The organism is Aquimarina sp. 433 (assembly GCF_054054605.1).
This window is the reverse complement of sequence record NZ_JBSWZK010000005.1, coordinates 164,535-188,677: the sequence shown is the minus strand read 5'-3', so window position 1 is coordinate 188,677 and position 24,143 is coordinate 164,535. Positions and strand designations below refer to the sequence as shown.

The 24,143-nt window shown below is 31.3% G+C and carries 22 protein-coding genes; 6 read left to right on the top strand and 16 right to left on the bottom strand.

The genetic code is table 11. The features are described 5' to 3' along the window. Positions 1-37: 37 nt before the first annotated feature. Complete coding sequence (locus ACWNT5_RS12205; RefSeq protein ID WP_299608094.1) at positions 38-340, bottom strand: N-acetyltransferase; 303 nt, start codon at positions 338-340, stop codon at positions 38-40. 282 nt (positions 341-622) lie between these two features. Between ACWNT5_RS12205 and ACWNT5_RS12200 the strand changes: the two genes are divergently transcribed. The 3 genes from ACWNT5_RS12200 to ACWNT5_RS12190 all read left to right on the top strand — a co-directional run bounded on the left by ACWNT5_RS12200 (position 623) and on the right by ACWNT5_RS12190 (position 2,744). Further along, entirely contained in the window at positions 623-1,282 is a 660-nt protein-coding gene (locus ACWNT5_RS12200; protein WP_299607581.1) for an alpha/beta hydrolase, read from the top strand. Positions 1,283-1,354: 72 nt separating this feature from the next. Then, positions 1,355-2,302, top strand: a complete 948-nt coding sequence (locus ACWNT5_RS12195) for a lytic transglycosylase domain-containing protein (protein WP_299607579.1) — start codon at positions 1,355-1,357, stop codon at positions 2,300-2,302. A 73-nt stretch (positions 2,303-2,375) separates the two neighbouring features. Continuing rightward, positions 2,376-2,744: a sulfite exporter TauE/SafE family protein gene (locus ACWNT5_RS12190; RefSeq protein WP_299607577.1), complete on the top strand. Its 369-nt coding sequence runs from the start codon at positions 2,376-2,378 to the stop codon at positions 2,742-2,744. Positions 2,745-2,855: 111 nt separating this feature from the next. Here ACWNT5_RS12190 and ACWNT5_RS12185 read toward each other — a convergent pair whose 3' ends face one another. The 3 genes from ACWNT5_RS12185 to ACWNT5_RS12175 form a co-directional block, all read right to left on the bottom strand. Beyond that, positions 2,856-3,998 (bottom strand): glycerophosphodiester phosphodiesterase, encoded by a 1,143-nt coding sequence (locus tag ACWNT5_RS12185; protein WP_456517475.1) that lies wholly within the window; start codon positions 3,996-3,998, stop codon positions 2,856-2,858. A gap of 233 nt (positions 3,999-4,231) precedes the next feature. Further along, positions 4,232-5,071: a TlpA family protein disulfide reductase gene (locus ACWNT5_RS12180; RefSeq protein ID WP_299607574.1), complete on the bottom strand. Its 840-nt coding sequence runs from the start codon at positions 5,069-5,071 to the stop codon at positions 4,232-4,234. A gap of 148 nt (positions 5,072-5,219) precedes the next feature. Next, positions 5,220-5,735 carry a tetratricopeptide repeat protein gene (locus tag ACWNT5_RS12175; protein WP_299607571.1) on the bottom strand — a complete coding sequence of 172 codons (516 nt, stop codon included), beginning with the start codon at positions 5,733-5,735 and terminating at the stop codon, positions 5,220-5,222. A gap of 171 nt (positions 5,736-5,906) precedes the next feature. On the opposite strand from ACWNT5_RS12175, the gene rpmH reads away from it, so the two are divergent. From rpmH to ACWNT5_RS12160, 3 genes are all read left to right on the top strand, one after another. Beyond that, complete coding sequence (gene rpmH / locus ACWNT5_RS12170; protein WP_081414554.1) at positions 5,907-6,065, top strand: 50S ribosomal protein L34; 159 nt, start codon at positions 5,907-5,909, stop codon at positions 6,063-6,065. Between the two features lie 110 nt (positions 6,066-6,175). Continuing rightward, entirely contained in the window at positions 6,176-9,028 is a 2,853-nt protein-coding gene (gene carB, locus ACWNT5_RS12165; RefSeq protein WP_299607569.1) for a carbamoyl-phosphate synthase large subunit, read from the top strand. A 110-nt stretch (positions 9,029-9,138) separates the two neighbouring features. Beyond that, positions 9,139-9,675, top strand: a complete 537-nt coding sequence (locus tag ACWNT5_RS12160; protein ID WP_299607567.1) for a YybH family protein — start codon at positions 9,139-9,141, stop codon at positions 9,673-9,675. Positions 9,676-9,680: 5 nt separating this feature from the next. On the opposite strand, the gene ACWNT5_RS12155 is transcribed toward ACWNT5_RS12160, so the two are convergent. The 12 genes from ACWNT5_RS12155 to ACWNT5_RS12100 form a co-directional block, all read right to left on the bottom strand. Further along, the gene (locus ACWNT5_RS12155; protein WP_299607565.1) at positions 9,681-10,343 is read right to left on the bottom strand and encodes a methyltransferase; all 663 of its coding nucleotides are present in this window, start codon (positions 10,341-10,343) and stop codon (positions 9,681-9,683) included. Beyond that, the gene (locus ACWNT5_RS12150; protein WP_456517474.1) at positions 10,343-11,866 is read right to left on the bottom strand and encodes a B12-binding domain-containing radical SAM protein; all 1,524 of its coding nucleotides are present in this window, start codon (positions 11,864-11,866) and stop codon (positions 10,343-10,345) included. The genes ACWNT5_RS12155 and ACWNT5_RS12150 overlap by 1 nt, the downstream gene beginning before the upstream one ends. Before the next feature lie 107 nt (positions 11,867-11,973). After that, a complete protein-coding gene (locus ACWNT5_RS12145) occupies positions 11,974-12,867 on the bottom strand; it encodes a glycosyltransferase (RefSeq protein WP_456517473.1) in 894 nt (297 codons plus the stop codon). 2 nt (positions 12,868-12,869) lie between these two features. Next, a complete protein-coding gene (locus ACWNT5_RS12140; protein WP_456517472.1) occupies positions 12,870-14,549 on the bottom strand; it encodes an ATP-binding cassette domain-containing protein in 1,680 nt (559 codons plus the stop codon). Then, a complete protein-coding gene (locus tag ACWNT5_RS12135) occupies positions 14,549-16,141 on the bottom strand; it encodes a glycosyltransferase family 87 protein (RefSeq protein WP_456517471.1) in 1,593 nt (530 codons plus the stop codon). Before ACWNT5_RS12135 ends, ACWNT5_RS12140 begins: the two co-directional genes overlap by 1 nt. Beyond that, on the bottom strand, positions 16,138-16,878 hold the full coding sequence (locus ACWNT5_RS12130) for a glycosyltransferase family 2 protein (protein WP_456517470.1): 741 nt from the start codon (positions 16,876-16,878) through the stop codon (positions 16,138-16,140). Before ACWNT5_RS12130 ends, ACWNT5_RS12135 begins: the two co-directional genes overlap by 4 nt. Position 16,879: 1 nt before the next feature. After that, on the bottom strand, positions 16,880-17,923 hold the full coding sequence (locus ACWNT5_RS12125) for a hypothetical protein (protein ID WP_456517469.1): 1,044 nt from the start codon (positions 17,921-17,923) through the stop codon (positions 16,880-16,882). Between the two features lie 73 nt (positions 17,924-17,996). Beyond that, complete coding sequence (locus ACWNT5_RS12120; RefSeq protein ID WP_456517468.1) at positions 17,997-18,977, bottom strand: hypothetical protein; 981 nt, start codon at positions 18,975-18,977, stop codon at positions 17,997-17,999. A 552-nt stretch (positions 18,978-19,529) separates the two neighbouring features. Next, entirely contained in the window at positions 19,530-20,906 is a 1,377-nt protein-coding gene (locus ACWNT5_RS12115; protein WP_456517467.1) for a B12-binding domain-containing radical SAM protein, read from the bottom strand. Next, positions 20,903-21,694 (bottom strand): class I SAM-dependent methyltransferase, encoded by a 792-nt coding sequence (locus ACWNT5_RS12110; protein ID WP_456517466.1) that lies wholly within the window; start codon positions 21,692-21,694, stop codon positions 20,903-20,905. Before ACWNT5_RS12110 ends, ACWNT5_RS12115 begins: the two co-directional genes overlap by 4 nt. Beyond that, positions 21,687-23,150, bottom strand: a complete 1,464-nt coding sequence (locus tag ACWNT5_RS12105) for a B12-binding domain-containing radical SAM protein (protein ID WP_456517465.1) — start codon at positions 23,148-23,150, stop codon at positions 21,687-21,689. Before ACWNT5_RS12105 ends, ACWNT5_RS12110 begins: the two co-directional genes overlap by 8 nt. Beyond that, complete coding sequence (locus ACWNT5_RS12100; protein WP_456517464.1) at positions 23,143-24,042, bottom strand: nucleotidyltransferase domain-containing protein; 900 nt, start codon at positions 24,040-24,042, stop codon at positions 23,143-23,145. The genes ACWNT5_RS12105 and ACWNT5_RS12100 overlap by 8 nt, the downstream gene beginning before the upstream one ends. Positions 24,043-24,143 lie beyond the last annotated feature (101 nt).

Sequence of the window (24,143 nt, the reverse complement as noted above, 5' to 3'; positions counted from 1 at the left end):
TAAGCAGGCTTTACTTTTTTTAATTTACTCGGTGCGACTATATATTAATGCCAACAGGAAGTAAATCTTTGTATTTTCTTCTATTCTTTCGCATAAACTTAGCGATGATAGGGCTCGTAGGAACAAGTCTAATATTACGCTCTTCGATAATATTAAAAACAGCTACTATAAAATCTTCTGAATATCCCTTTTCTATTTGCTCTTCGCTCATTACAAGCTTGGTAAGGAATATTTTTCTCTCTTGTTGAGCATACTCGATCTTTGATTTCTGACCTTCAATAGTAGTTTCGAATTGTCTTAGGAATTCATTGTCTACTATCTCTAATTCGACATCGCTCATGTTCTCCATATGTTTTAATTTACTATTTAAAAAATTAAAAGATTTTCGAAAGCTATAGCTGCTTTTTAGAAAATTAAAATAGCATAAAAACCATGTAAAAGTTGGATGAAATTTTGTTAATTTGTAACAAGCCTAACTAAGATTTGTTAGTCTATTTTTTTCCTTTTACAATAATTTAATACCCTGTTTACTTTTTTCTGATAAAGTATTACTATAGTTTTGAGCTGCAAAGATAAGAAAATTAGAACTTTAAACTGATAAATCACTGTTAAAATACCTAGTATGAAGGAAGTTACCCATGTTTATTTCGTTCCAGGCATGGCTGCAGATGTATCCATTTTTGAATTTATAAAATTACCTGAGGTATCTTATCAAACTCATACACTTCCTTGGAAGATTCCGGATAAAAATGAATCGATAGAAGCGTATGCCAAGCGAATGTGCGAAGAGATTGAGCATGAAAATTGTGTGCTAATAGGTGTTTCTTTTGGAGGGATTATGGTTCAGGAAATGAGTAAGTATTTGAAATTAAAGAAATTAATAATTATTTCGAGTGTTAAAAACAAGTACGAATTACCTAAACGAATGCATATTGTTCGCAAGACTAAGGCGTATAAATTAATGCCTACTTCTTTGGTTTCTAAAATTGATAATTGGGAAAAACTAGCTTTTGGAGACTTCGCCAAAAAAAGAGCAGCGATGTATCAAAAGTATTTATCTGTAAATGATAAAACGTATTTAGATTGGGCCATAGAAAAAATAGTATGCTGGGATCAGGAAGAATCTATTGATGGGATAGTTCACATCCATGGAGATAAAGATATTGTTTTTCCTATTTCGTATGTAGATAGCTGTATAACAGTTGAAAAAGGTACTCATGTCATGATTATTAACCGTGCAAGGTGGTTTAATAAGCATTTACCTGAAATTATTGAGAATTAATTGCCGATATTCCAATATTTTACATTATTTTGGAAACTTAGAAAGTATTTCCCCTATAAAACCTACTTAAACATGAAGATGATTAGAAAAATGCTGATTTTTTTAGGTGCGCTATTTACCTTTAGTATTTTGGTTAACGCCACCCAAGAAGAACCTCAAAAACCAATTGCGCAAGAACTTTTAGAAGAAAAGTTGATTAATGACTACAATGTCTATGCTGTACCTATGCCAGAGAATATCAATTTCGCTGGTGAGTTAGTTCCGGTTGAAAACCCTGATATTCGAGAGCGAATGGATAGAGAGCTATTAGTAAATACATACTGGCAATCTAACGGTTTGTTGCTTTTTAAAAGAGCTAATAAATATTTTCCGATTATAGAACCGATTCTAAAAGAAGAAGGAGTTCCTGATGATTTTAAATATCTTGCTGTAATCGAAAGTAGTTTAACACAAGCTGTTTCTCCAGCGAGAGCTACTGGTTTCTGGCAAATTCTAAAGACAACTGGAAAAGAATATGGTCTAGAAGTGAATAACAATGTAGACGAGCGTTATCATATAGAAAAATCTACAAGAGTTGCCTGTAAGTATTTAAAAAATGCAAAAGAGCGTTTTGGTAGCTGGACACTAGCTGCAGCTGCATATAATGCTGGTCCTGCTGGGATAAACAAGCAATTGCAGCGACAAAAAGCAACTTCATATTACGATCTTTTATTAGGACAAGAAACAGGAAGATATGTGTTTAGAATTGCTGCGGTAAAAGAAATCCTTAGCAATCCTAAGAAGTATGGATTTAATTTTAGTCAAAAAGACTTATATGAATATATTCCTACTTTTAATGTATTAGTGGATGAGCCTATAGCAGATTTTAACGAGTTCGCAGCAAAATATAATATCAATTATAAAATTTTAAAATTGCATAACCCTTGGTTACGCGAAACACACCTGAACAATGGAACAGGTAAGGAATATCTAATTAAAATTCCTAGAGAAGGATATTATAAAACAGGAATGGGACAATAAACTTCATTGCTTTTCCATAAAGATTACGTGTTTTATGTATGTACGATTACCACAATTATTGTAAAATTGTGGTATGGATACAATGACTATTATTTCGTTAGTGGTAATTGGACTACTAGCGGGTTTTCTTAGTGGAACTATGGGCATAGGTGGGAGTGTTGTCATGATACCTCTTCTAATCTTATGGGTTGGCTTTACGCAGCACCAAGCACAAGGTACAAGTTTAGCGGTGCTTTCTGTTCCTGTAACACTATTAGCAGCGTTTAATTACTACAAAGCAGGACATGTAAATTGGAAATTTGCAGCTATTATTGCGATAACGTTTATTATAGGTGGCTACTTAGGTAGTAAATTGGCTATTTCTGTTAATCAGTCAATACTAAAAAAAATATTCGGTGGTGTATTATTATTGGTAGCACTGAAAATGATTTTTGGAAAATAAACCCTTTATTCAAACTAAAACAATTTTTTAATATCAATGAAAAAGCCTCTTTTTGATTAAAAAGAGGCTTTGATATAAATAGAATAATTTCTTGGTCTACATATAGACTTATTAGTTTTGCCAAGTGTCTAATGCATTAACTGCTTCATCTGTATAATCTGTAAAAAGACCATCTACGCCTGCATCAAAAAATAAGTGATACTCTGTTTCAGGGTTACCAGCACTCCATTGTGTATTTTCATTACGAAAGGTATATGGGTGTACTAATAAATTGTTTTCATGTGCTAAGGTTACAAAATCCGTTGGAGGTAATAAAGTAAGCTCTCCAGAATCTTCGGTTTTGTACGAAATGATGAAAGGTTTCCACGGACCAATTCCGTCAGCGTAACTAGCAGCGAATTCCATTCCTTCTCTAGTGGTGAAAAATTCGTAGGTTCTAGTATCTCCATTGCTGTAAAAATCGAAAGGAGCACCATAAGATATGAAGTCTCCTACAGGAACATTGTAGTCTAAAGATCCATCCTTGTTAATATTATAAGTAGAAATTAATTGTACAAGTTTTACAGAAGACTTGTTATTGATATATTGTAATGGTTCTACTTCAAAGCATTGAACAAATACTGGAGCACTTTTTCTGTTTATATGATATTTAGAAAGCACTTGTAATAATTTGTTTTCCATAAAATGTGTTCCAAAAATCTCATTATGAAATAAAGGATGTTTAATCTCAGGATAGATACCTACAGTTCTACCTCTTTTAATAGATTCTTTTTTTGCCAGTAAGATGATCTCCTCGAAAGTTGGGATATCAAATAAGTTGTCAAAGACCGTAGGTCTTCCATTAAACGGTTGTATTGCTTTAAGAGTTTTGATTTGGGCAAGAGTAAAATCTGAGGCAAACCAATCAGTGATCATTTTACCATCTAAGTTTTTAGTGGTTTTTAAATTAGCAAACTCAGGAAGTTCAGAAACATTTGTTGTGCTGGAAAGAAAAGGTTCATGACGAGCAATTAAATGACCGTCTTTGGTAAGAACTAAATCTGGTTCGATAAAATCTGCATCCAATTCAGCAGCTTTGGCATATCCTTCTAAAGTATGTTCTGGTAAAACTGATTGTGCACCTCTATGAGCAATTATTAAAGGTCTTTGACCATCACCAGATCCTGGATCACCACTGGAATCATCAATGAAGTCACAAGAAGTAATCATTGTAATAATTAATGATAATAGTGTAATACGTTTAAGAGTTTTCATTTTTGTAATTTTAAATTTCGCACAATAAATGAAACTTAAATTAGCTTATTGTAAAACTAAGGTTACACTACGATCACTTTAATACTACTAAGGTTAAATTTTTGAGAGATGTGATATAAATACCTTATATAAAGGGGTAAGATTATCAATGATTATCCATCTTGATAATCTGATTAAATATAATTGTAATCTTGATAAATAATAATTAAGGATTAAGAGATAAAAGGATGTTCTTATTTATTATCTCTTCTTCTTTGATTTTCTAAAGAGTCTTTTTCTCTTCTATAGCGTTCGTACTCTTCATCGATGTCACGTTCTTCTTGGGTACGAGTATCTCCTCTTTCTCTAGACTTTTTCTTTTCTTCCTCTTCAGCTTTAGGGACTAATTCACCTTTAGCATCAAGATCTGCTATTAATAAAGAGACACCTTTGGATAATGAGTTATAGTGTATCGTATAAGAGTTGCTTAGTGTTTCACTAGAGTGATGTGTAACAATTTTACGAATATCCAATAACTTCTTTTCGTTATCCATAAAATACATCATCGGAAAACCTAACGAATGTTTTAGGTTGTTAATAATGTAGGAGTTTTGATTCGTAAGCTCATTAACATATAGAAGCTGTATGTTTTCACTATATTCACCTACTTTCTCCTTTAACCTTTCTTTTGTGTCCCAAAACAAGACAATAAAATCAATTTGATCATGGAATTTATCAGCAAGGTCATTTAGTGCTGGTATTTCTCCTATACCAGGAACACACCAAGTGGCATAGGTAATAAGGAAGATAGGCTTTTCTATTTCTTTAAATGAGATAGGCTCTCCTTTTAATGGACTCATTTTAAAATCGTCCATATAGGTTCCAACCAGATGGTTTTGAACTAAAGAATCAAATAAGAATTGCGCATATTCCAGATCTTGGTCTTTGTATGCCTCATTACTTTTGAGATTATATTTTTTGATATGAGCTGCAACAGCTATGGAAAAAGGAACTTTTCTTTCTGTTTGTCCAATTTGTCCAAAAGTATTTCCAATACACAAAAAGAGTATTCCTAGAATTAATATTTTCTTCATTACAACCTTGTTACGATAGCTAAAGTACTATAAAGTCTTTAAAAATAACAGTTTTCGTAGTGTAAAACGTTATTTTTTGGTCTCAGTACACTATTTATTTCACCCCTAAAACTAATAGATAACGTAATTGTAGGTACAATTAGTGTGCCTAAATTCTTTTCATTTGTTGTTTCATCATGGAGATTTGCTCTTTTAGCATACCATGCTTATCTAACTTTTTAGCTTCGGTAAGTAAATTTTGAGCTTCACGCTTTCTGCGTTTGGTCATTGCAATTCCTGCTAGGTTAAGTTTAGCAACGGCTAGATCCTGATTCATCGATAGACCAAGTTTGATTGCTTTCTTTAAATATTTTTCTGCTTGCGTAATATTTGTTTGAGACAACATGATCCCTAAAAGATAGTTATAATATCCTTGTTGTTTCGTTGTTAAAGCACTTTCTGGATTTTTAATTTTATCCAACCATTTCTTTGCTCCAGGAAAATCTTGTTTACGTAATCTTAGAAAAGCTAATAAGATTAATTCGTTTTTAAAATATAAGAATACAAAAACTGAAGCTAGTAAAATTAGCATGATCCCATTACCAATATATCCTTCTATCATTTGCCAAATGGCAGTTCCAACAATTAATGCGGCTATTACTAATTTAATATTTTTGTTATACATGAAATCCGTTATTTTTTAATCGCGGCAAAGGTAATAAAAACAATTAAAAAATTTTGATAATTAGGTTTGCGAAAGTAAAAACTCTTCGTATATTTGCCCGCAGTTTTGGGATGAGATGCCCAATAGGTATTTAAAAAGAGATTTCAAGAAGATATATAAAGAGAGATAGCAATGAAAAGAACGTTTCAACCATCGAAGAGAAAGAGAAAAAACAAACACGGTTTTAGAGAGCGTATGGCTTCTGCTAATGGTAGAAAGGTCCTTGCTCGTAGAAGAGCTAAAGGTAGAAAAAAGCTATCTGTTTCTTCTGAATTAAGACACAAGCACTAATGATTGTAGTGCAGTGAAAATATTAAGGTGTTACTTTTAGGAGTAACGCCTTTTTTTATATCTAGTCAATACCTATAAAATATTTTTAATTTTTCAATACCAACACCAAAATGCCAAAAGATCAAAAACTAAAAAGTATACTAATCATTGGATCAGGTCCAATTATCATTGGACAAGCTTGTGAGTTTGACTACTCAGGATCGCAAGCACTACGTTCATTAAGAGAAGATGGAATAGAAACAATATTAATAAATTCTAATCCAGCGACTATAATGACGGACCCTTCCATGGCAGATCACGTATATCTAAAGCCATTGAATACTAAATCTATTATAGAGATTCTTAAGAAGCATCCTAATATAGACGCAGTGTTACCAACCATGGGAGGACAAACTGCTTTGAATTTATGTATCGAAGCGGATGAAAAAGGAATTTGGGAAGATTTTGATGTTGAGATTATAGGTGTTGATATCGATGCAATCAATATTACTGAAGACCGCGAAAAGTTTAGAGAATTAATGCTTCAAATTGGTGTTGGAATGGCACCGCAAGCAACTGCAGGGTCTTATTTAAAAGGAAAAGAAATTGCTCAGGAATTTGGATTTCCTTTAGTAATTAGAGCTTCTTATACCTTAGGAGGAGCGGGAGCATCTTTTGTATATAAAGAAGAAGATTTCGATGAATTATTAACTCGTGGATTGGAAACATCTCCAATCCATGAAGTAATGATTGATAAAGCACTAATTGGTTGGAAAGAATATGAATTAGAATTATTAAGAGATGCCAATGATAACGTAGTTATTATTTGTGCTATCGAAAATATGGATCCTATGGGTATTCATACTGGAGATTCTATCACAGTAGCTCCAGCAATGACACTTAGTGATAAGACATATCAGAAAATGCGTGATATGGCGATCCATATGATGCGTAGTATTGGTGAATTTGCTGGTGGTTGTAATGTACAATTTGCTGTGAGTCCTGATGAGAATGAAGACATCATCGCAATTGAAATCAATCCTCGTGTATCTCGTTCTTCGGCATTGGCATCCAAAGCTACTGGATATCCGATTGCAAAAATTGCTGCTAAATTGGCGATTGGTTATACACTAGATGAATTAGATAATCAAATTACAAAATCTACTTCGGCATTATTTGAGCCTACATTGGATTATGTAATCGTAAAAATTCCTCGTTGGAATTTTGATAAGTTCGAAGGTTCTGATCGCACTCTTGGACTACAAATGAAAGCAGTAGGTGAGGTAATGGGAATTGGACGTTCTTTCCAGGAAGCATTACACAAAGCTACACAGTCATTAGAAATTAAAAGAAATGGTCTTGGTGCAGACGGAAAAGGATACAAAAACTACGATCAGATTATCGAGAAGCTAACTTATGCTAGTTGGGATCGAGTTTTTGTGATCTATGATGCTATTCAGATGGGGATTCCGTTAAGTCGTATTCATGAGATTACTAAGATCGATATGTGGTTCTTAAAGCAATACGAAGAACTACATTTACTAGAAAAGGAAATTTCTACTTATACCATCCAATCATTAACTAAGGATTTGATACTGGAAGCGAAACAAAAAGGATTTGCTGATAGACAAATTGCACATATGGTTGGTTGTTATGAAAGTGAAGTATATAATAAGAGAGATGAACTCGGAATTAATAGAGTTTATAAACTGGTAGATACTTGTGCTGCGGAGTTTAAGGCGCAGACACCTTATTTCTATTCTACGTTCGAAGCAGAAACGCAAACTCCAGAAGGAGAAGTAATTGTTGCTAATGAAAGTGTAGTTACAGATAGAAAGAAAATCGTGGTATTAGGTTCTGGTCCTAACCGAATTGGACAGGGAATCGAGTTTGATTATTGTTGTGTGCATGGAGTTTTAGCATCTGCAGAATGCGGATATGAAACGATTATGATTAACTGTAATCCAGAAACTGTTTCTACGGATTTTGATACAGCGGATAAATTATATTTCGAACCTGTTTTCTGGGAGCACATCTATGATATCATCAGGCATGAAAAACCTGAAGGTGTTATCGTACAGTTAGGAGGTCAAACAGCATTGAAATTAGCCGAGAAACTTGATCGTTATGGTATTAATATCATCGGAACGAGCTATGAGTCTCTTGACCTTGCTGAGGATCGTGGAAGTTTTTCTACACTGTTAAAAGAGAATAATATTCCTTATCCAGAATTTGATACAGCAGAAACTGCAGATGAAGCGTTGGCAGTAGCGGATCGTTTAGATTTTCCAATATTAGTACGTCCATCGTATGTATTAGGAGGTCAAGGAATGAAAATTGTGATCAACAAGCAAGAATTAGAAGAGCATGTAGTTGATTTACTTCGTAAAATTCCGAATAACAAGTTATTATTAGATCACTATTTAGATGGAGCAATCGAAGCTGAAGCAGATGCGATTTGCGATGGAGAAAATGTATACATCATCGGAATTATGGAGCATATTGAACCTTGTGGTATCCACTCAGGAGATTCAAATGCAACATTACCTCCGTTCAACCTTGGAGAGTTTGTAATGCAACAAATCAAGGATCATACACATAAAATTGCTTTAGCATTAAATACAGTTGGTCTGATTAATATTCAGTTTGCTATAAAAGATGATACGGTTTATATCATAGAAGCGAATCCAAGAGCATCTAGAACCGTACCTTTTATTGCAAAAGCATACGGAGAACCTTACGTGAATTATGCAACTAAGGTAATGTTAGGGGAAAAGAAAGTTACAGATTTTGATTTCAAACCACATTTAGAAGGGTACGCAATCAAACAGCCGGTATTTTCTTTTAACAAATTCCCAAATGTAAATAAGAAATTAGGTCCAGAAATGAAGAGTACTGGAGAAAGTATTTTATTTATAGATGATCTTAAGGATGATCAGTTCTATGATCTATACGCTAGACGTAAGATGTATTTGAGCAAATAATTTTATACTGCATATAACTAAAATCCCGTTTTCTGACGGGATTTTTTTGTTCGAATATATTAGTTATAGATTATTAGTATACCTTTAGATAGACTAAAATTTAAATATCGATGATGATTAATAGCAGAATGGTAATACGAGTATGTTTTCTTTTTGGGTTTATACTATCCAGTTTAAGTACTTTGGCACAAACCAATGTTGAAGCAATACAACAACATATTGATAAAACTGTTTGGGCTTCTTTTCAGAAAGCATATGAAGCAAAAGATGCCGATGCGCTAAACGCAATTTATGCTACTGGTGTCATACGAGTAACACCTAATGGTATTGATACAAAGGATGATTTTAAACGTAAGAATATAGAGAGTTTTAAAGCTTCTAAAGAAAGTAAGACTCAAATCAAACTCGACTTTTGGTTTGATTCCAGGCATACTAATGAAGATACCTCATATGAAGTTGGTTTCTATAAAATAGGACTTACTACCAATGACAAAACTCAGCTTATTTATGGTCAATTTCATATTGTATTAAAAAAGATAGAAGGAGTTTGGAAGATTACTCAGGATTGGGATACCACTATGATTAATGGTCATAAGATATCTGAAGAAGATTTTAATAAAAAAGAACCTATAGTTTTTTCTGAATAAATGACCTATTTAGATGCGATCTTAAAAATATAATTGATTTCTCCCAAGATCTTTTTTTCAAAGAAGATTTTCAAGTTAAGATCAAATTTCGAGGTTATACTCTTTATATGCTCGATATCACAATCGTTAGATAGAATCATAAAGACATTAGATGAATTTGTGATATGATTCGGAATTTGTTTAAATAATTTTTCAAAATACTCGAAGTTCTCTCCACAAAACCAAGCTTTCTCTTTCGTGTTTTTTGGGGTTCTTGGGTAATATGGAGGATTTATAATGATGTAATCATAGATTCTATTTTGCAAATTATCAAAAAGATCTGATTGTATTATTTCTAGATCTAGATTGTTCTTTAGTGATGCTTTTTCTAAATATTGCAATGCAATTTTATTGATATCTGTAGCCGTTACAATAGCTTGTTTTTTAGATGCGTATAACGAAATGATGCCAGATCCACAACCTAGTTCGAGAAGTGTTTTGTTTTCCAGATTCATGGGGTTGATAAAATCTAGCAAAATTTTTGTGCTTAACGTAAGATGAGGAGGGAATACTTCTGGATGGACAAGTACCTTAATTCCATCATAACTGTATTTTCTTGGTTTTAAATAGAATAATTTTAAACCTAGTTTTAAAAATGGATGTGTTATTTTCTTTAAAAAAAGCCTCACTATTCAGAATAAAATCCTTGTATTTCCGGTTGTCTATATTTCCATATTTTGTGCAGTGCCTTTATCTCATATGGATATTTGTAGATTTGATTTTGATATCTAATACTGGCAATGATTTGTAATATTTTTTTCTTTAAACCTTTAATTCTAAAATCCGAAGCTGTGGGATAATAGCCATTTAACACGGTTTCAAAGTCTTTGATTTTATCAACCATTTCTGGAGTTAGCCAAGGTGTTAGAGGATTTTTTCTTAAGTCAAATTTTTCCCATGCAGGATCTAACCAGTCTTCAAGTTTTTTAGGAAAACTAAATCCAGCATCTTGGATTTGTTCATACAATTCAGATCCCTCAGTTGCTACAGGACTGTAGAGGTAAATAATAATTTCAGCATTGGGATTGATCTCTTTAATTTCTCTTATAAATTGAATATCCCAATTAATCTGATCAATCACTTTTTTAGGAGAATCGGCGGGCATACCAAGTACGAAAGAAAATTCGGGAATTATCCCTATTGGAGCTAATCTTTTTGCAAAATCTTTTATCGTTTGGCCTGTTTGGGTACCACCTTTATTCATTTGTTTTAGGATCTCGTCATTTCCAGTTTCTGCGCCAAGAAAGATCATTTTGCATCCCGCTTTTTTCATTGTTAGGAGATCGTCATCACTATATTTATTAATCGTATCGATTCTTCCTTCTCCCCACCAAGTAATTCCATCATTCATGATTAATTCAGAAAATTCGATAACTCTCTTTCTGGAAGTGAAAAAGTTGTTGTCATGAAATTCAATAGCATCTATTCCGTATGTGTTTTTAAAATATTTTACATCTTCATATACTGTTTGCGCCGATTTCGCTTTCCAACGACCATCGTAGATAGGAACGACAGCGCAAAATGAACAGGTAAAAGGACAACCTAAACTAGAATGATAAGAAAATGTTTTCTTTCCTAAGAAGGTCTTACTCAGGTAATGTTTTAAATCATAAAAGGTATTTAGATGTTGATATGGTAATGGAGGTAAAGTATCTTGATCAAGTAATTTTTCTTTTTGCGTTTGTATGATATTGCCTGCTGGATCAAGAAAAATAAGATTTTTAATATCTTTTATTTTGGCGTATTCCTTTTGTTCTAAAGCATCTAATAACGAAGGGAAAGCAACGTCTCCTGGTCCACTAACTATATAATCTACATAACTAGCTTCGATACAAACTTTGTATTGATTAGAGGCAAAATATCCTCCCCAAATAGTGATGCACTCAGGAAATTGTTCTTTTAGTCTTTTGGTAAAAGGAATTGCTTCTTTTAGCTGAGGTCCTGGCATCACAGTAGAGCAGAAGTACTTGTATTCTCCGGTAGAGAAATAACTAAGTATTTTTTTCCAAGGGTCTCTTTCTAAATTACCATCTATAAAAACAAAATCGTACTTTCCATAAATAGAGGCACCAACTTGTAATATAGAATTAGGAATTCTATGTTTGGCATTGGCACTTCTGGGATTAAATATGATTATTTTGTTTTTAGTCATTATTTAAAAAACTTACGTTATAGTAGTATGTAATTATTTTATGTTTTTAGATACTGTGAATATCAAATAAACTTGATAGGAAATGTTTTACCAATTAGAAGTTTAATCTATTTTAGAAAAACAACATAAGATCTTCTAAACAGATAGAGTTTCAAGTTTTTTATGATTATTTTAATCCCTTCAATATTTAATTTGATATGTGCATTTGATTTTTTTAGAAACGTTTTAAATTGAACGTTGTCTGCATTTATTCTTGCCATTTCACTATAAATATAGCTCTTTCTATTTAGATAGTGTGGTCTTAGAATTTTTTTACTTTCATATAAATGTTGTAATGTTTTTAAGTATTCGATAAAAGGTCCTTCGCTTTCTCTCGATGACATATTATCTCTGTGTTTTCTAAGTTTGATAAGACTTTTGTGTATGAAGTATGTTTCATGGATACTTACAATTCTTGCAAAAAAATCATGTTGTCCGTCATGAAAACTCTCATCTAATAATCCTATAGTTTCTAGAATGTTTGATGTAAAGGTATAGGAAGAATAGGATTGAATTCTATTATATAACAAGTCCAGAAGTATATTCTTTTTAAAATCTTTATGAAATTGATAAACTTTGTTTTTATACATTCCTTCTTTGCTAAACAGCGACAAATTATGCGCACTCATCTGTAAGTTTTTATGTTTTAGAAATGTTTTGAGTGTTTGATCAAGTTTCTCAGGATGTAGGAGATCATCAGAGTCTAAAAAAGTAATGAGCTCACCAGTTGCATTTTTAAGACCAATGTTTCTTAAAACACTTAGTTTTCCAACCTTATTAATTTTGTGATATATAATTTTATCATCTTTATAACTTCGTATTACCTCTTCTGTATTGTCATTAGAACCGTCGTCTATTATAATGTGTTCATAATGTTGATAAGATTGATTTCTAACACTTTCTATGGTTTCTCCAATCAATTGAGCTCTATTATATGTAATGGTTATGATACTAAATTTCATGATTACTTTTTTAGTTCAATTACGGAGTCATACATGTTTTTAGTCTCGTCTATATGATGAGATACGGTAATGATTGTGCAGTTGTTTTTGGACGCATAAGTTTTTAGAAAGCTTAATGTTCTAATCTCAGCTTCTTTGTCTAGATTATTGGTAGCTTCATCCAATATGAGGATTTCTGGGTTATTAATGATGGCTCTTGCTATACAAATTAGTTGCAATTGACCACCAGATAAATTACCAGCATCCGATCCAATAAAAGTATGTATCCCATCTGGAAATTGATTTATTATTTTATCTATTTTTAAATCAGAAATCAATCCGTTAAGTTCTTCCTTATTGTAATCTGTTTTATTTAAAACGATATTTTCTAGAATCGTACCTTCATAGATAAAAGGTTTTTGTGTGAGGTAGGTGAAAAGATTAAAATATTCATATTTATTTTCTTCCGTGATTTTAATATCATCTATATAGATATTTCCAGAAGTAGGTTTTATAAGTTTAGAAATAACATTTAATAGGGTAGTCTTTCCAACTCCTGAGTTTCCAGAAATAGCAGTAAACTTTCCTTTCGAAAATTTTAAATTCAGATTGTCTAAAATCTTTTTATCCTGATCATAGTAGAAAGAAATATCTTGTAAAGAAATTTCCTTTTCAAAAGAAATTATAGGGTTAGTTGTTCTTTTGTCTTTGGAAATATTAGTCTTCTTTTCAATAATATCTAAGGTATATAGGTGTGCTTTGAAATTGGTAAAGGCAATATTTAATTTATTTAGTGATGGGATTGCTTTAAACAATAAGGCTGCGAATACGGATAAAAAAACCGTAGCGTTAGTTTTGTCAGTGATCAAAACATTAGTAATCATGAAAATTACGCATAAGATTAAAATCAAAATAATCTCTGTTTGCTTTGTACTATTTACCCTTTTGGCATGCAGTATTGCATAGCTTTCGTTAAGCGCTTTGTTAGAGTTATGAAATGCATTTAGGAAATATGCAGAGATATTCGAAGATTTTAAAGAAAGATAACCGTTTAGCAAATTATTTAGGTTACTAATATTTTGGTTGTAATCGTTAATTCGTGTTTTGTTTATTTTTTCTAAATCAGCGCTATTATATTTTTTATGAACCATAAAAATCACAACCATAATCATAATGATAAGCAGAGTAGTTATGTAATTAAAGAAAACACCTATAAGACATAGTATAAATAACAATAAAAGTTCGCTAAGTATGGTATTGAGAGATAGTAATACGTTACTAACAAAATCGTTTGGAACAAATATGATATCCTTTGCAACTGTAGACTTTTTTTCTTGCTTGAATGCTACGTAATTTTCTAACAAGTAAAATTTTGATAACAATGAAGAATATTCTGAACCTAGTTCAAATGCTTTTTTAGCCTGGTATTTATTTATTTCTATGGCTATATAATTTTTTGCAACAAAAAATAAGATGACCACACCTAGTAACACATATCGGGTATTGGTTTCAATAGTGACATTAAGAAAATCGAATGAATGTTTTTGCCCTAAAATGGATATGATTACAGGAATCAATAAAAAGATAGAAAAGGCATCAAGAATTAATGAGAAAAATGAAAGCAAGGAGAAATACTTCGAAGTCTTTCGATACTCTTTTGGAATCACCCGTTGTATTCGTTTTATTAAAATCAAAAAATTCATTAATACTTATTTTTTGTCAAGATTATCTTTCTAAAAGTGTAAAAACCATAGCCTCTTTGAGTATCCGAAAGATAAATCAAAGTATCTTCATTGATAATTGCGGGTTTATATTTGTTAGAAGGATCATCTGTAATTTTGGTTGCACCATGATAGATCTGATTGTTTTTTATGCTAATTTCATAATTTATACTTTTTACATTGATGTCTGTCGGCTTAGTTTGACTTCCTTCTTCTGTCCAGTACTTATACATTAACACCTCATTTTCTACATAATAATCATATATCAACGCTTGGTGTTGATCTTTTTCGAGTAGGTAATTTGTATCTGGATTTATCTTTTTTTCATCATTATTCCACAAGAATATAGCGGAAACACATAGGCTAATAGGCAAGATACTTAGATGCCATTTTGCTAAATTTATTTTTTTGAAGAAAAGGAGACACCATAATGATAAATATAGGAATAGTTTTAAAAAAGAAAAGGGTAGAGGTAAATTGTAGGTATAGTGAAATGGAAAATTACAAATAAGAAATAGAATAGCTACTCCAAATAAAACCAGATAGTCTTTTGAATTTTCTCTGAGTAATTGAATTAAAAGTATAATAAGTAAAATATTGCTATAACTACTTCCGTATGGAGACAGTAAATAAGATGCAAGTATCCAGTATGAAAACCTAAGAAGTTTTGACTTTTGATTCCAAGTAATTAATAATCCATATCCTATGATTAGTAGTTTAGATACTATTAATAGCAAATAATATATGCTGGGACTATGAATTATAGCATCCGGATTTTTGATCTCATTGTGTATAAAAACATGTTTTAGAAACATTAATATGGATTGATACCCTTTAATAAACTCTCCTGATATCTCTCCTTTATTGGCTTTTGGTAGTATGTTTTCTATAAAATACATCCATGCATCGAAACCGTTTACAGAGATGGAAATAGCTAAAATTATAGCAGTACAAAACGCTAAAACCAGAAAGCTTTTTATTTTTTTTTGGAAAAGTAAAAACCCAAAAAGAATTAAAGGAAATACTTTTAGGAGTATTGCAATGGACCATAAGATTCCCATTTTCAATCTTTTCTCCTGCTTATAAGCTAAAAAACCTTCAGAAATTAAAAAGAAGAGTAACAAGTATACCTGACCAAAAAGGATATTATTTTTGATAGGAATTAAGAATACCAGAAAAACAGTAACATAATGGATGTTTGAGATTTTATAAGTAGTAAATATGTTTTTTAGTGTATACAGAAATAAGATTAGACTTAAAGAATTAAAAACAATTTTTGCGGTAGAAAAACTAAATAATGTAAAAGGAACAAAGAACAAAGCCAGAAATGGAGTGTTCGGCGAATAACTTGCAAAAACGTTTTTTTGAATCTCGAAGATTTTTTGATTAAACCATGTAGGGTCATAAATAATTTTAGAGAAACTTCCGTTTTCTAAGAAATAAGCTCCAAAGTAATAATTAGCAAAATCATGAGGTAAAAAGAAATAGGATTTTATAATATATATAATACCCATCAATAGTAGTGGTAAGATATATAGTATCCATTTCTGTTCTTTTGCTAAAATCCCTTTCATTCAAATAAACGTGATTTTAATATTTTACTATTATGAAGAAAATATTGGATTGATACTCTAACAATACCTAAACCATAGATAACACTTCTTCTAAAGTTTATGGAAGAAGCTTCTTCAAAATATTTGGTCGGACAAGATACTTCTCCAATACGAAAGCCATGAAAGCAGCATTGTGCTAATATCTCATTATCAAAAATAAAATCATCCGAATTGTCTTTAAAATTAATTTTTAGCAGCGCTTCTTTAGAAAAACATCGATATCCCGTATGATATTCTGATAATTTCTGATTGATCATTATGTTTTGGAAAAGGGTGAGAATTCGATTCGCTATATATTTATAGATAGGCATTCCTCCCTGTATAGCTCCTTTTCCTAATATTCTGGAACCAAGTACTACATCATAGATATCATTTGCTACTAAATAAGCCATCGAAGGAATGAGTTTGGGAGTGTATTGATAATCTGGGTGTAGCATGACTATGATATCAGCACCAATGGCCAATGCACGTTTATAACATGATTTTTGATTTCCGCCGTACCCAATATTGGTTTTGTGTTCTATAATATGTTGAATTCCAATTTCATTTGCAAGCTGAACGGTTTGATCCGAACTAAAATCATCTGTAAGAATTACTTCATCAACAATATCAAAAGGAATTTCTTCAAAAGTCTTTTGTAATGTTTTTTCTGCGTTGTAGGCAGGGAGAATAACTACTATCTTTTTTGAATGTAACATACTATTTTAGATGATTAACCTCATTAGCAGATTTCTCGCGCATACTTTCGGGAATCTCTAAGGATTTCCAAGGTGCTAGTGCATCAATATCTTTTCTATGGTATAAATCACCAATAAATCCAAATTCATGATGTCTGTGTGTTTTTAAATGTTTTAATTTGGTTTTTACTTCTTCAATAGAAATACCCCACTCATTCGAAATATGTTCTGCAGAAGGTTCCATAAATGAAATATAGGATATTTCCATTTCAGTATGTAATCTCTTATTTCTAATTTCTTTATCCTGCCAATGTTTGTCCTGATATGATCGTAGAAGTTTATTATTCCTATCCAAAGAGTCTTTTAATTCTGGGTACGTTAAATATCCAGGATAGTTATTTTGTTTGCTAAATAAAGGTTGTATTCCTGTTTCATGACACCAAATACACTTTGCTGGTTTTCCAGCATTTGTGACCGTTCGATCTGCAACGTCTTTAATATTTCCATTGCGGTCATATATTCCAAACTTTAGTTGACCATTATTCATTATTTCTAAAGTTTCATATTCGAATATTTCTTTTGATACAGAATCTACTTCGGCGGAGATATATGCTTGTCTATTTTCTGTGTTATTTTTTGATATAGAAATAATTCTGTCTACGAGTGATACACTGGAATCATCGATATAGCCTTTTATAGTATCAAAAGCATATGAAGTATGATACTCTTGAAGCTTGTTAGGTATATCTACAATTTTGTAATAATGATAGGAGCTACCAATAGTAAGTGCTATGTATCTTCCGAGATCAATAGCATTGTTTTTTTTATATTCTTCTGTTTTTTTTAATTGAGAATGAAGTTTCTTTAGGTATTTGGATGCATTTTTATTGAATTTTAATTGTTGGATATTTAAAGTTATTATAGGTTCTTTATTTGTTGAAATACCTACCGTTTTCGTATCTGCTACCAGATCAGAACCTAAAAAGGATAAACACCATTTTAGAGCAATCACATTTTTGGTAAACGTGTCCTCGGGATATGATTTATTCCATTTTAAATTAATCATATTACTCTTTTTTGGATAACTAAAAGAGAGTATCAATAGCGTAATTGTAATTAGCAATATTGGAATACCGTATTTATATTTTTGATATTTCATATATATAATAACTTTCTTGTTTGACAATACTACTATTAAAACCTTTCAAGAATTTATAGTTTAAAGAATTTGAAAGTGTCATTTGTTTTTCAGTATTTAAAGAATGGGTAGATATAAAAATAACACTCTGATTTACATTGTTTAGCACCTTTTGTAAAGAATCATTTAAAGCTTTCTCTGGATTTTGTACTATTGGAATTCTACGATTCCATTTACAAAAACTTTCATAGCTGTCTGCATCGAGGAAAAAAATAGGCTTTTCTAGATAACTGCTCAAAGGAGTGCCGCCACATCCTTGGGTAATGACCATTTTATTATTGAGATTGGATGTTTTTAGATAAGTAATGGTTTGTTTGGAATTCGAAAAGGGTAAGGATAAATCTATACAAAATGTAGTTATTCCAACGATCATTTGTGTTATTAACATGCTGTAAACAAGACTCTTTTTTATGTTTTTTAATAACATTAATGAAAGTTTAGAATTGACTATGTTTGCTTGAAACGGGTAGTAGTGATTAATCCATAATCCTGTGATTATTAAAAGAAAATGTACTCCAAAAAATCTAGGTGCTGATACTTGAGTAACAAAGAAGAAAACTATCGTTCCCAAAATTCCTAAATAAGCATAGATTAGAACCAACTTATTTTTAAAAAATAAGAAGCAAGGAATGAATATACTTATAATTCCTAGTATGATTGCAAACGGTTTGCTAAGATTTACAATCAAGTGGGTGTTCCAAAAATGAAGCGTTCTAAAATCAGGAATAAAAAATACTCCTTTAAAAAATGTAATTGCACTTTTAGAAAGTTTTTCAAATACAGAAAGATCTGTTGTTCTTTCAAAATATAAACTATCGGAAGGAGGAATGATTTGAATAACTGAAAGCGCTGTGATCCCTACAAAGATTAGAGTACCAATAAGAAACTTCTTTTTTAAAAAGAAATCTTCTTTCGGGATCATTTCAAGAAAAATGATACCAAGCAATGCGAATGAAAGTATTATAAAAATTGAATGGACATGATTTGCAATAGCCAGAAAAGTAATAAAAAGAATAAATTTTTCATGTCTGTCTTTATAGATTGCTAAAGCACAGAATAAAAATAAAACTCCTAATCCATAATTTCTGCTAATTATATTGTACTCAAAAAATATAAAATACCCGAAAATGAATAATATCTTAAATAATAAAGAAAAAGGGGCTTTTTTAAGAAATATGAAGACTGCTATGCTAGAAATAATAATGTGTAGCAATTGCATCCAAAAAGGGTTCGAAGAAAACCGGTTAATGTAAAATAGTATTATATTCCAAAGTATCGGGTGTCCTTCATAGCTGGTATTTATTATAAGATCGGATAGAGAGTTGCTATCTCTTCCTAACAACCAACTGTGGGATTCATCTAACCAAAGTTCATGATGAGTAATCCCTATAAAGCTTAGAATAAAAAAAATGAAAACTAAGGAGTAAGGAGCAAATTTTTCCGAAAATAAAATTAAAAAGCTACCCATTATCTATTATCTAAACTTGTAATATTTCATTAAAACCAAAGCAGCCATAGATTTGAGTTTTAATTTATATTTCGAGATTAATCCATTACCCTTTTTAAAATAGTTTACTTCATTTACAATTCTTCTTACGGCATAGTCATAAAATTTACGATGGTAAGTTCGTTTAAAATCAATATCTCTATCTGTTGAGGTATTCCAATCAGGTTGTATGGTAATATCATTTTCTATTTCATTATAAAGTGATGTTCCTTTGATAGGGTAGGCAACTGTAATGGTAAAATGTGTAGGATTGGCAATTTTGAGATGATGAATAGTTTCTGCAATATCTTTTTCGTCTTCTCCAGGATATCCAACCATGATAAAAGTTCCTGTTTCAATACCTAATTTATTGGTTTTTTGAATGGCTTCTCTAACAGTTTCTACTTTAACACGTCTATCCATAGCATCCACAATTTTTTGTGAGCCACTTTCTGCACCAATCCAAATACGATAACAACCAGCTTCTTTGAGTTGCTGTAGTACTTCATCATTTAATCTTTCGGCTCTGGTAATACATTCAAAAGGGATGATAGCATCTTGTTTGATTACTTCTTTATGAAATTCTCCTAACCATTTATGACTTACAGTAAATACATCATCTACAAACCAAATAGTATCAGGATTATATTCTTCTTTTAACATCGCAAGTTCCTGCGCTACTAATTTTGCAGGTCTTCTACGATAACTTTGACCATAAACCGCTGTACTACACCATTTGCATGTATATGGACAACCACGTTGTGTACTAACAGTCATAGAACTTTGTCCATGATTGTTTTTCCAGGTTTTTAAATACAATTGCATATCTATCGCTTTCCTATTTGGTAATGGAAGGACGGATAGATCCTTCATTTTAACCCTTGCAGAAGTTTTGATTACTTTTTCATTATCCAGATATGCAATTCCAGAGACATTATTAATTTCCGTTTTATTTTTTATAGCTAAATAAAGTTCATATAAAGTTTCTTCGCCTTCGCCAATTACGATATATTGTGCTCCTGATTTTAAATAATTTTCGGTATTGTAAGTGACATCTGGACCTCCTAAGACTATTTTTGGGAATCCATATACAGCATCCGTACTAAGTATTTTTATTAGTTCTATAACTTCTACTTTAGTCATAAGATTTGCATATATCGCAACAAGATCTGGTTTTTTAGCTTGAATAAATTGTAACTGTTCTTCTTTCGAACTAAAAGTAGTATCAAAAACATAATTTTTTACATCATACTTCTCTAGATATGAGGAAATATATAACTGACCTAATGGAGGATATGGTTTCATAATCCTATGTTCTTTAGGATCTGTACTTAGGTAATATGCATGGGTTAATACGATGCTCATTTCTTAGATAATGAGATTATGTAATGATCACTGAAGCTGGATATAAAAGTAGTGTGTTTGAAAAACGAGTCTAAACGATTTAATAATTTTAATAATCCTAATCTGTTTTTAAAAAAGCTTTCGAGGTAGGAGGGAGGAATAAAAAAACCAATTGGTTTAGTTTTCTGAATGCGAAAGTAACTGCTAGAGTTCTTTTTTATATCCTTAGAATTATAGTACCAAGTTTTGACCGAAGTATTTTCAACGTTTGCGAGAACTGCCTTTTTCGTATTTCGTCTAAATACGTTGCTGAAATTACCTTTCATTATAAAATAAAGGCTTTCCATAAGGCAATTTTTAGGCATGATAACCGCTACGATTTTACCGTTAGGTTTTAGTTTTTTTGCTGCAGCACTAAAAAAGTTTTCTAATTCTAGAGGAGAAAGACAATTTAAACCACCAAAATCTGAAAAGATAAGATCAAAAGACCTATTAAAATCTGTGTTGTCTAAACTATTAATGTCTAATTGTCTAAAATCTGGTTGGTTACTTTCTTTAGTAAGTTTTGAATTTGCTACAGCGATCATTTCTGTTGATATATCTGTAGCTATAATATGATGGCCTAAGGTTGAAAGCCAGATTGCGTCATGACCAGTTCCGCAGTTGACCTCTAAAATGTCTAAGCTGCTATTTTTAGGAAACGTAGTTATTAGAAAATCGTGCACTCTTTTTCTTTGAAGTTTGCCGATATGACTATTTGTGAAAACAGTATCATAAGAAATAGCGGATATGTCAAAACTTTCATTCATTTAAATGTTCCATTCTTTTTAAAACTTGTGCGTCTATAAAAGCACTTGGGAAATAATATAAAAGGTAAGCTATTCTTTTCACGGCAATGGCAGATACTTTAGAAGGGCTTTTGAATATTTTTTTTAAAAATTGTAATCCTTGACTTTTTCTGTATTCTTTATGCACATATCTGTGTAATTTTCTATAGTATTTAGAATTGTAAGTTCCCTTAAACATCATAGCTAAATCATCAGAATCAGTCCAATTTGCTTTAAACTTTAGATCATCTTTAACCTTTTCATAAAACTTGGTTCCAGGAAGCGGATAGGATACAGAAACTCCCAAATCATCAGGAATAAGTTCTTTGATCATTCTGATAGTCTCGGAGATGTCCTTTTTAGTTTCTCCCAAGTATCCAAATTGTATAAAAAATGCTACTCGGATGTTTTTTTCTTTTAATAGATGAGTTGCCTTATATATTTCTTCAACTTTAGTTCCTTTATCCATAGCATCTAATATAGACTGGGAACCACTTTCTGCTCCTACCCAAACTTCTTCCAAACCAGATTCTGATAAAGCTTCTATAGTGTCTTCTTTTAGCAATAAATCTACTCTGCTTTGGATATAATAATTGAGCTTCGTATTTGTTTTCTTTAGCTCATAATTAAAGCTTTGTACCCAACCAGGAGTAAGTCCAAAAATATCATCGCACATCCAAAAGCGAGATACCTGATAGTTTTTTTGTAACAATTGTATATGTTTAACAATGTACTCTGGTGAATGATTGTTATATCTATTGCCATAAATAGGTTTAGCACACCAATTACATTTAAACGGACATCCTCGTGTAGTAGCAAGATTTAAGGTAAACTCTTTGCCACTACGTGTCCATATTTCTTTATAAGATTTTATGTCGACTAGATCCCAAGCAGGTAACGGAAGATCATCTAAATTTTTTAGAACTTCTCTTTTTGGATTTGTAATAGTTTCTTCATTTCTAGAATATACAATTCCTTTAATTTTTTCAGTTGCCCCTTTTTGATTAAGCGTTTCAATTAACTCTAATAGTGTGTTTTCTCCTTCTCCTTGAATAATGTAATCTGCACCATTATAAAGATATTTAGAATAATGATCAGTGGCATCAGAACTATTTACAATAATAGTACAATTATGAGTTTTTCCAATTCTCATCATTTCAAATGCTGCTTCTCGCATCGTGGTAAGACACATTTTGGTTAAATAGTTAAAACCATCATCGTACAATACAAGAAATTTAGGTTTTTTATGAATAATCTCTTTTTCTATTTCATAAGGGTTATCTTTTAGATTCGTGTCAAAAAGATCAACTTTAAACCCTTTTTCTCTCATTAAAGCGGCAGCATATATTGTTCCTAGAGGTGGATAAGGAGTTTTGTTATCCCATTGCTTCTGGTCCAGTGGATAATAATAAGAATGTGAAAATAAAATATCAAGCATGTTCTTTTTCTAATTCTATATTATACCTTGATTGAAATTCTTGGTATTTTTTATTTAGTTTATTAATTACTTGTTTTTGAAAGTTTTGAGGGTGATGTTTCGATACACCTTGTGTGGACTTCATAGCTATTTTGAAATCTTCTTTGCTTAAAGTCTTAAATTTATTGTTCCATTTCTTAAGAGTAAGTTTTAGAAATGTTGATTCCAAAATGTTTCCGAGTTTACTAAGCAATAAGAATTCGATGGATCTTGAGGTTATAGGTTTTCTTTTTGCAGAGATAATTGAAGGTTTTCCAATTTCTAGATTAGGAAGAAAATTAGAAACCCAGCGATTTTGATTGTAAAATTCTGTAAAATCACCAGTAATTGGAATCAGCGTTAAAAGTTCTGTAGCGGTAAAAATATTTTTCTCAGATATTTCCAGAGAGTTTTCGGTTACGAAATAATTAATACAAAAAAACTTTCTGGAGTTCAATAAAAAAATCTTTTTGTATAACATTAATAAGGTTCTAGCAACCCATAATCTTTCAGATTTGGTAATTACAAAATAATCAACGTCTCCATTTATATCATGATAATTTTTAGATAAGGATCCTGAAATTCCAACTGCTTTTACGTACGGGAATTTGGAAATAAATGCTCCTTTCCTAATTGCCTTGTCCATAACAGAATTAGCCATTTTATTACCTTTAATTCGTCGTTTTACCAAAGAAGGATTATTGTCTAAAAAATAGAAGTCATTATCGATAGATACGACTCCTTTTTGTTTTAAAAGATCCAATTCATGATTTACTTCATTTTCATCAGCTGCAGAAGAAAATAAGAAAATTTCCCTAGCCGAAAGGGGATACTTAAAAATTGAAAAATAAAGGAGTGTTTTAAGTGAGTTCATTCGGGTTGTAAGAGTTAAGCCTTTTAAAATTAAAATTTGTGTTGAAAAAAATGAAAATGTCTGTTCGTATAGAATTTATTTTAATTTATTACCGTTGTTAT